The sequence below is a fragment of the Limnoraphis robusta CS-951 genome, assembly GCF_000972705.2.
The window spans coordinates 1-8,616 of record NZ_LATL02000291.1 but is presented as its reverse complement, the minus strand read 5'-3'; the positions used below and the strand labels follow the sequence as shown (position 1 = coordinate 8,616).

The window sequence follows — 8,616 nt, the reverse complement described above, 5'->3', positions numbered from 1 at the left end:
GGTTGAATACCCTGCCAGTAGAGTTATTATAGCATTAGAAAGAGCCTTATATCCCCATACCTGAAGGTAGGGGCGTGTGCGGCAATTTTTGGTAAACCGCCTTATTCTTCGTCGTCCTCTTCTTCTTCGTCACTCGGATAGACAAAGCTCTCAGAACGACCTGTCAAAATCGATTTACCGAGGGAAAGGGCTTTTTCAGCTTGCAGTCTGGCTTTGCCCTTCCAATGCGCTTTCCGCATATCACGTCTAGATCTGGAAGTTTTCTTCTTAGGAACCGCCATGAGAATTACTCAAACTATTGTTACAAGACAAACTATTATACTATCTCATTTGAAGAGCGTCTGCTAGACTCCTGCGGCACTTGTTGAAATCCTAACCTACTACCAGAAAACAGATGCAAGATCGCGTCCTTTCGTCTCTTGACCAAGCTGCGGTACGATTTATTCGGATTCTTTGGTGCGATAATGCTAACATTATACGGGCTAAAGCGGTTCACCGCAATCGACTCCGGGACTATTCTACTCACGGTGTCGGCATTTCCGCAGGCCAACAAGCCATTCCGGTGATGTTTGATGCGCCAGTTCCCGGAGTTGGACTCGGGCCTGTTGGAGAAATTCGCCTCGTACCGGATTGGAATACTTTAACGATTATACCCTATGCCATTGGTCACGCTCGGGTGATGGGAGATATGATCAAAGATGGACAACCTTGGTCATTTTGTCCCCGTGATTGTCTCAAACGAGCGATCGCCACCGCTAAAGATCAAGGATTAGAAATTAAAGCCGCATTTGAGAATGAATTTTATTTACTCAAATCCTTGTCGGGTGAAATTGTTCCGGCGGATGATACCGTTTTTGCGACCACTTTATCAATGGATTTACAACAACGAACCATTGATGAAATTTCCGAATCTTTAATCGCTCAAGGGATTTCTGTTGAACAATATTATCCCGAATCTGGCCCCGGACAGCAAGAAATTTCAATTTTATATACTGATGCTGCTATTGCTGCGGATCAACAGATTATCTTTCGAGAAACGGTTAAAGCGATCGCTCGACAACATAATCTCAACGCTTCTTTTTTACCTAAAATTTTTCCTAACCAAGCTGGAAGCGGCGCTCATCTGCATCTGAGTTTGTGGGAAGGAGAAAATAATTTATTACCCGATGAAACAGGAAAACTTTCTCCTCTAGCGGGTTATTTTGTCGCCGGATTATTGCAGCATTTAGACGCCTTAATGGCGTTAACCACTCCGAGTCCGAATTCCTACCGTCGTATCCAACCTCAAACTTGGAGTGGTGCTTTCTGTTGTTGGGGATATGATAACCGAGAAGCGGCGATTCGAGTTCCGACAAATCCTGAACCTCCCAGTCCAACTCATCTCGAATTAAAAACAGTTGATGCGACTGCAAATCCTTATATCGCTTTAGCGGGTATCATTGCTGCGGGTTTAGATGGAGTGCGTCGCCGTTTGGAATTACCATTACCTGTAACGGTTGATCCCTGTACTCTAACTGAATCTGAACGAAATGAGCGGGGAATTTATCGTTTACCGACTAATTTAGGTGAATCTATCCAAAAATTGCAGCAAGATCAAGTGTTAATTGAGGCTTTGGGGTCAGATTTAGCCAAGGCTTATTTAGCGGTTCGTCAAGCTGAGTGGAATGCGATGAAAGATTGGCAACTCGAACAGGAAGTTAAACTCTTAGTTGATCGCTATTAACTGACATTTTGCTTCACAAGGATTATCTTGGTGTAGGGGTGTTCTGACAAAACCTCCTCACCCTAAACTTTGACCTTTTATTGAACTATGATTAACCTTTGGGATATTCCCGCTATTGACCATCACTCACACAACTTGTTAACGGTAGAAGCGGCTGAAGAATTGCCTTATGTGGCGGCTTTTACAGAGGGATATGACCCGGATATTCTCAATCATCATGCGCGTCATAGTTTGTTTTATCGACGCAGTATTCGTGATATTGCTCAACTGTTAGACTGTGAACCGACGGAAGCCGCTATTTTAACGTGTCGTCAGAATTTTGGCTTAGAAAAACTGACTCAGCATTGTTTACAAGCTGCCAATTTAGAAGCGATATTTCTCGATGATGGATTCTTACCCGAGCAAGTTTTACCCTGGACATGGCATCAACAGTTTATTCCGGCTCAAAGGATATTAAGATTAGAAGATTTAGCGGAAAAATTACTGAATAAAACTTCTAAATTTGAAACCTTTTTAGAACTTTTCTTAAAAGCGATTGATCCGCCTCCGCCGGAAGTGATTGCGTTTAAAAGTATTGCCGCTTATCGGACAGGTTTAGATATTCAAATCACGCCGATTGATTTTGCTCGTTCTCGTTTTATTTTACTCAAAAAAGCCTCGAATGAATCATCGATTCGTTTGACAGATAAACCGTTAATTGATTTTTTGATTACTCAAGCGTTAGAAGTTGCAGCAAAATATCAACTTCCTGTTCAATTTCATACGGGATTTGGTGATCCTGATTTAGATTTATTTGTGGGAAATCCTGTGCTTTTACGTCCGATTTTGGAAGAAAAACGTTGGCGTGATGCTCCGATTGTTTTGCTTCATGCTTCTTATCCTTACATCCGAGAAGCGGGATATCTTGCTTCAGTTTATCCGCAAGTTTATCTCGATTTTGGTTTAGCTGTTCCGTTTTTGAGCGTGATGGGAATGCGTTCAACATTAAGACAATTACTTGAACTTTCTCCCACCACAAAGTTAATGTATTCTTCGGATGCTCATCATATTCCTGAACTCTATTATTTGGGGGCAAAATGGGGACGAGAAATCTTAAAGCAAGTGCTAGAAGAAACTATTCAAGATGGAGATTTAACCGTTAATGAAGCCGAAAATATTGCGCGAGAAATGTTATCGGAAAATGCCAGAGGATTGTATTTTAACTTTCAAGCGCAAAAGTTAGATTAGGTGTTATTCTCGTTCAAAATTGGATAAAGTTGTTCTAGTTTTTCCGGGGTTGCATCTTTGAGGGGAATCACTTGTGTTGTTGCCCAAGGTAGGGTATAATCGTGATACTGCACAAAACACAAATCCTCTAAACTTAGGGAAAGTTCCAGAGGCGATCGCCTTCTCAAGCGTTCCTGTATGTTCTGCTCAACTTCCTGTATTTTTTCGACTGAAACAATTGAGTTTAAAACCCCAATTCTCAGATAACAATCATTATCAACGGCATCGGGATTTCCGTGATATTTATGAAGCAAATTAAAATTCTCAGCAGAGCGACGTAGGTGATCAATCTCCATGATAATTTTTCCCGCTTGCATTGGCCATCCCATGAAAACGGCAATCTCATTTTGAAAGCAAAAAGATCGTTCATAGGGATGTTTGTTGCGACTGTTAAACCCATAGTCTACTGAGAGTTCATAGCCCCCAAACTGAATTTTCATCGGAAATTGAGAAGAATTCTGGATTGAGTTAATTAAACCCGAAAAATCAACAATTCTATATTCTTCCCGCCTCTCCAAAAACCACTTACTCAAAATTCCCCGTTCAGTTTTTACACCTTCACAACCCAAAAGCGTGGCGTGAATAGACTCTAACGCATAACGTTCAAAAACCCCAGGAAGTAAATCAGACAGATGTTGCTGTAACTCTTGAATTAAAAGTGTAAATTCTGGAGATTTTTTGCCATAAAAAGCAACTAAACTCACATTCGGAAAATTTGGAATTAAGCCTTGAGACACCATCGAACCCCCAATCTATATCCTATAATATATTCTACTGAACTACTGATATTTAGGGTGATCAGTGTACAATAGAGGCAAGACTGAAACAAAATCTAATTTGCTAATTTTTATCAAAATTGTGAACATAGCCATTTCCACAACCTGCTAATTACATCTTTGATTTTAAGGTCAATTATATACTACAATACATTAGTTAACCCTTGTGTAAAAGCTTCAAGAGAGGCTAAAATTACCCTTCTTGTTGCTTCGTTTGTTTATAATTTGTGTTCGGTGGTCTTGTTCTAGTGACCTAAGAGCGCTAAACTGGGTTAATGTCTAGGTCTTGAGTCTTCAGTTCAACTCTCAATTTATCGGAGTGGCAACTCAGATGTTATTCGTACAAGGGGAACTCAAACAGCAGTTTTTAGTGACTCTCCAATCTGTTCTATCTGAATATGGAGGAACTTCGGGTGCGCCTGTCACTAATCTAAAACTTCCCGCTAAAGTTGTCCAAGAAATTGAGGCGATGGTTATTCAATTAGAAGCGATTAACCCCAATTATCGCCCCTTATTATTTAACCCCAAACTCCTCGATGGGGCGTGGCTATTGCTTTACTCAACCGCCCGAGAAATTCGCAATCTGGCTTCACTTCCTCTCGGCTTAAAAGTTGGAAAAATCTATCAGGTGATTGATGTAGATTCTCAGTCATTTTTTAATCAAGCGTTTGTTCGACATCCTTTAGGATTGATCTCGGGAGAAGTCAAAGTTACCGCGCGGTTTGAAGCCGTTGTTGATGACAGAAATCTACCCGATAAACGCCTGAATGTTTACTTTCAAAAACGTTACATCGCGATTGATAATATCTTGGGTGTCAAAACGCCAAATCTCAATCCCGCCCGTGTTGTACCTGCCCGCAATCCTGTTGGACGAATTCCGAGTTTAGATATTACTTATTTAGACGAAACGTTACGCATTGGGAGAGGAGGAGAGGGAAGTCTGTTTGTTTTGCAGAGAAGTCAAAAAATTTAGCAGGTGATGGTGACAGTCTTTAAAAATTCAGCAACGGTTTGATTAAAAAAGTCAGGTTGAACTAAAAACGGCCAGTGATTTCCAGGCACTTGCTGAATTTTTAGATGGGTGAGATATTTTTGATAGGGTTTAAGTTGCCATTCCATTCTATTAACCCCTTTTTCGGGTTGAATTAATAATGTTGGAATGTTAATTTTTTCAGTTAATCCAGCGACTTTCATCACCTCTGAAAAAATATGATTTCGAGCGGGAATGATGAATTTACTTCCCCATTTTCCATCTGGTTTTTGTTCGATGCCTTCTTCAAAAACTTCCTGTTGTAGCGGACTCCAAGCTGTATATTGACTGAGTTGACGGGCTAATTCTTCTGCTTCTTCATAACTCGAAAACGGCCCCATTCCTTTCAAACAGTCTAATTTTCGATAGACAATGGGTAAGGTGAGTTTGAAAATACTGGGCATTTTTGTAATAAAAATCGGATCGACTAATATCATGCTGTGAAAATATTCAGGATGTTGTTTAGCCCAAATCGGTAGTAGTTTACCCGTCCAAGAGTGACCTAAAAAATGAGCATTTGACCAGTTTAAATGCTGCATTAAGGCTTCTAAGTCGGTAATGACTTCAGAAAAGCGATAACCGTTTTGGGGTTTGCTACTATTGCCATGACCTCGCATATCGGGCGCAATAATATGATAGTGATCTGCTAAAAAGTTGCCCAAATCTTTCCAGACTAAAGCATGATCTGCTAAACCATGCAAAAGCAACAAGGGTTGAGAATTTTCAGCGTTTTTGGGTGAATTCCATTCTAAATAAGAAATCTTGATTTCAGCCAATTGCAGGGTTTTACGGGTGGGATTCATCTAAAATAAATGACAGAATTTTGATCTTTGTTAGAATGTTATTATAAAAAAGCCAGGGAAGACTGTCAACTTCAATGAATACAAAAGATTCTCAACCTCTCTCTTGGGAGCGAGTCAAAGCGGAATTTCAACGGATTTGGGGATATGAAGATTTTCGACCCCCCCAAGGTGAAATTATTCGCAGTCTCCTTTCCCGTCAAGATGCACTGATTGTTATGCCGACTGGGGGCGGAAAATCAATTTGTTTTCAACTCCCTGCTTTGTTACAAACTGGGTTAACGTTGGTGATTTCGCCGTTAGTTGCATTGATGGAAAATCAAGTGCAGGAACTCCGAGAAAAAAACCTTCCTGCGGCATTATTACATAGTCAAATTCCAGCACAACAAAGACAACAAACCTTAAGATTACTCGAACAAAATCGCTTGAGATTGCTTTATGTTTCGCCGGAAACGTTATTCAGTTCATCGGTGTGGAGTTTGATTGCTCATCCTCGAACGTTAGTGAATGGTTTAATCTTAGATGAAGCGCATTGTCTGGTACAATGGGGGGACACCTTTAGACCTGCTTATCGTCGTCTAGGAGCGGTTAGACCCACGCTTTTAAAGCTTAAACAAAACGCTCAAAAGTTTGCGATCGCAGCGTTTACAGCTACGGCAAATCCGGCATCTCAACAAACGATTCAAACCGTTTTAGACCTCGAAAATCCCAAATCTTTCTTAGTCAACCCCTATCGTCCCAATTTGAACTTAAATATCCAAACCGTTTGGACTCCTAGAGGACGACGAGAACAGCTTTTAAAACTGATTCAAACAAGGCGCAAACAAACAGGTTTGGTGTATGTTCGCACTCGTAAAGATAGCGAAGAATTAGCCAATTGGTTGCAGGAACAAGATTATAAAACGGCAGCTTATCACGCAGGTTTAAGCGGGGAAGAACGCCGACAAATTGAACAAGCTTGGTTAACAGGTTCGCTGAAATTTGTCGTCTGTACTTCTGCTTTTGGGATGGGAATTAATAAACCCAATGTGCGTTGGGTGCTGCATTTTCAAGCCCCATTTTTACTCTCTGAATATTTGCAAGAAGTCGGACGGGCGGGACGGGATGGAAAGCCTGCTTTTGCTTTAACATTAGTCAGTGAACCGACGGGGTGGCTGTATCCTGAAGACAAACAACGCCGTCAATATTTACAAGACAATTGGCGACAACAATATCAACAGGCGAATCAACTTGTTAAAAAATTACCAAAACAAGGAGAAATAGAGGAAATCTCTCGTCAGTTTCGCAACAGTGCAACCGCGCTTTCAGTGTTGCATAGTTCGGGACAGTTAACTTGGAAAGATCCGTTTCATTATATAATAAATTCAACTTCTGTTGCGTTCCCCGATCACAATACCCAAGCCATTAAACAAATGACGCAATATCTAAATACTCGTCAATGTCGTTGGCGGTTTTTGTTGGAGGCTTTTGGTTTTAATAAAGAAGCTGAGTTCATGGGTTGTGGACATTGTGACAATTGTCAGAGATAACTGTAAGCAACATTCTAACTATTCATTAACGACTCACAATGTTTCAGTCCCCTTGCGGGGATTTTAATGTTGGAAAGCTGTCGCCAAAAGCCCGTAACCTTCCAGATATTCAGGTTTCAGTCCCCTTGCGGGGAATTTAATGTTGGAAAGAGTTGATCAGCAAGAAGAATGGGATGAGGTCGAGGGTTTCAGTCCCCTTGCGGGGAATTTAATGTTGGAAAGCTTGAGCCTGAACGAGGGCGTCTAAAATTTGGCTGTTTCAGTCCCCTTGCGGGGAATTTAATGTTGGAAAGCTTCTAAACATTTTATGAAGAAAAGAGAAATTGAATGTTTCAGTCCCCTTGCGGGGAATTTAATGTTGGAAAGCAACAAGGCTGATTGTGTGGACTCGACAATAAACGAGGAGTTTCAGTCCCCTTGCGGGGAATTTAATGTTGGAAAGCCGGGAAAATCGGAACCCTTAGAAGGATGAAACTCTCGTTTCAGTCCCCTTGCGGGGAATTTAATGTTGGAAAGCAGAGTTAGGAAATATGGTTCAAGGGCTAGGTGGCTGTTGTAGTGAAATAATAAAGTTAGTAAATTTTTCTCCCTCAAATGCCTAATTTTTCGTTCACCTCAACACAAGCCGGAAAAATAAAGTTGGTAAATTTATAAAGAGCATATCTTAGCCGATCCTCAAAACTCAATTTTGGTTGAATAATAAAGTTGGTAAATTTAGATGGCCGACAATACGCGGGCTTTCGTGCCGTCTGCGAGGGCGGGAAAACGCGCACGGTGGGGCGGTCTGTCTTACTCTTCGGGGAACCCCCAAGACTGCGCTGGTTCACCGTAACCCATGAGTATCAATAACCTTTGACATACTCCCCATTTCTAAAGAAAGGGGAGTATGTCAAAGGCACTTCCTCACAATAACCTAAGAACCTACTGAAAAATTTAATCTTGTCCTTTTTGTAAACTCTGAAACCCTTGCTATCAAAGGCTTACAAGCATCTATTTTGTCTCGAACAACCTGTAACTCCTTACTCCATAAGCATCTATGCTATTTTTCCAGTCCGATTTTCCCGCACAGCCAGAGATCCTTGTAATTTCAGTTTTGAATAGTTGTCCATGCCGATTTCGGAGGAGATTGACAAGCAATGGTTCGCAGGCAATACCGAAACCAGCGTGTCCCTTGAAAATTAAAATGATCGACCCAGTACGGCAAGGTAATCTGGCCTTGATCGTCTCTGAGTAACCACTGTCTGGATTTAATGGAAAAATCTTCATTCACCAACTTCACATCATTTACCAAAAATTGCCGCACACGCCCCTACCTTCAGGTATGGGGATATAAGGCTCTTTCTAATGCTATAATAACTCTACTGGCAGGGTATTCAACCAGTTGAAAAACCCAGCATCTAATCGATGCAATGAACCTTGAAAACTTAAGGTACGGGGTTCTTGCCTGAATGCTTTGGCCATATAAAACCTTAAAGCACCAAGTACAGAGAAT

7 protein-coding genes and 1 CRISPR repeat array are annotated in these 8,616 nt (G+C 41.2%); of the genes, 4 read left to right on the top strand and 3 right to left on the bottom strand.

The window, feature by feature from the left end; genetic code table 11:
* Positions 1-101 precede the first annotated feature (101 nt).
* The gene (rpmF, locus tag WN50_RS24490) at positions 102-281 is read right to left on the bottom strand and encodes a 50S ribosomal protein L32 (RefSeq protein WP_046277131.1); all 180 of its coding nucleotides are present in this window, start codon (positions 279-281) and stop codon (positions 102-104) included.
* 113 nt (positions 282-394) lie between these two features.
* Here rpmF and WN50_RS24485 point away from each other — a divergent pair, with 113 nt between their 5' ends.
* Positions 395-1,723, top strand: a complete 1,329-nt coding sequence (locus tag WN50_RS24485) for a glutamine synthetase family protein (RefSeq protein ID WP_046277132.1) — start codon at positions 395-397, stop codon at positions 1,721-1,723.
* A gap of 87 nt (positions 1,724-1,810) precedes the next feature.
* The gene (locus WN50_RS24480; RefSeq protein WP_200906350.1) at positions 1,811-2,950 is read left to right on the top strand and encodes an amidohydrolase family protein; all 1,140 of its coding nucleotides are present in this window, start codon (positions 1,811-1,813) and stop codon (positions 2,948-2,950) included.
* On the opposite strand, the gene WN50_RS24475 is transcribed toward WN50_RS24480, so the two are convergent.
* Positions 2,947-3,729, bottom strand: coding sequence for a hypothetical protein (locus WN50_RS24475; protein ID WP_046277133.1), 783 nt, complete (start codon positions 3,727-3,729; stop codon positions 2,947-2,949). The two genes, WN50_RS24480 and WN50_RS24475, sit on opposite strands and share 4 nt — an antisense overlap.
* 367 nt (positions 3,730-4,096) lie before the next feature.
* Here WN50_RS24475 and WN50_RS24470 point away from each other — a divergent pair, with 367 nt between their 5' ends.
* Positions 4,097-4,738 (top strand): PAP/fibrillin family protein, encoded by a 642-nt coding sequence (locus WN50_RS24470; RefSeq protein ID WP_046280434.1) that lies wholly within the window; start codon positions 4,097-4,099, stop codon positions 4,736-4,738.
* Here the strand turns inward: WN50_RS24470 and WN50_RS24465 are convergent.
* Positions 4,735-5,598, bottom strand: a complete 864-nt coding sequence (locus WN50_RS24465) for an alpha/beta fold hydrolase (RefSeq protein ID WP_046280435.1) — start codon at positions 5,596-5,598, stop codon at positions 4,735-4,737. The genes WN50_RS24470 and WN50_RS24465 overlap by 4 nt on opposite strands.
* A gap of 74 nt (positions 5,599-5,672) precedes the next feature.
* On the opposite strand from WN50_RS24465, the gene WN50_RS24460 reads away from it, so the two are divergent.
* The gene (locus tag WN50_RS24460) at positions 5,673-7,124 is read left to right on the top strand and encodes a RecQ family ATP-dependent DNA helicase (protein WP_046280436.1); all 1,452 of its coding nucleotides are present in this window, start codon (positions 5,673-5,675) and stop codon (positions 7,122-7,124) included.
* A 40-nt stretch (positions 7,125-7,164) separates the two neighbouring features.
* Positions 7,165-7,641: direct repeats of the CRISPR family, unit length 38 nt; unit sequence GTTTCAGTCCCCTTGCGGGGAATTTAATGTTGGAAAGC.
* Positions 7,642-8,616: the final 975 nt, after the last annotated feature.

Excerpts from the sequence above, each read along its gene's own strand:
- WN50_RS24480 (WP_200906350.1), top strand. The coding sequence starts at position 1,811 with ATGATTAACCTTTGGGATATTCCCGCTATTGACCATCACTCACACAAC.
- WN50_RS24470 (WP_046280434.1), top strand. The coding sequence starts at position 4,097 with ATGTTATTCGTACAAGGGGAACTCAAACAGCAGTTTTTAGTGACTCTC.
- WN50_RS24465 (WP_046280435.1), bottom strand. The coding sequence starts at position 5,598 with ATGAATCCCACCCGTAAAACCCTGCAATTGGCTGAAATCAAGATTTCT.
- WN50_RS24475 (WP_046277133.1), bottom strand. The coding sequence starts at position 3,729 with ATGGTGTCTCAAGGCTTAATTCCAAATTTTCCGAATGTGAGTTTAGTT.
- rpmF (WP_046277131.1), bottom strand. The coding sequence starts at position 281 with ATGGCGGTTCCTAAGAAGAAAACTTCCAGATCTAGACGTGATATGCGG.
- WN50_RS24485 (WP_046277132.1), top strand. The coding sequence starts at position 395 with ATGCAAGATCGCGTCCTTTCGTCTCTTGACCAAGCTGCGGTACGATTT.
- WN50_RS24460 (WP_046280436.1), top strand. The coding sequence starts at position 5,673 with ATGAATACAAAAGATTCTCAACCTCTCTCTTGGGAGCGAGTCAAAGCG.